1 pseudogene is annotated in these 270 nt (G+C 66.3%); it reads right to left on the bottom strand.

Annotation, left to right across the window (positions count from 1 at the left end):
* A pseudogene (locus AC0L3S_RS39380) lies at nt 1-270 on the bottom strand (carbohydrate kinase); the annotation flags it as partial.

Here is a 270-nt window from a genome sequence, read left to right as displayed (position 1 = left end):
CATGCGCATTCCGGTCGCCGCGATCCATTCCGGCCAGCGGCGGGCCTCGACATCATAACCTGTCTTCAGGGCATTGTTCTCGTCGCTGACGTCGAAGCGGCCGGAGAAGTTTCCGGCAATCCAGTCGGCCTGATGCAGCACTGCCGCAATGCCCGGTAGATGCTGGAAGCGCAGGGCCTTGGCGAGGCCGGATGTCGCTCCGTGCGCTGCACTTGCAGCCGGCGCGGTGCGGGCGATCGCGGCCAGGAGGCCGTCGTCATCGACCTTGTC

This window comes from Bradyrhizobium sp. Ken01, from assembly GCF_055807355.1.
This window is presented reverse-complemented; position numbering and strand designations above follow the sequence as displayed.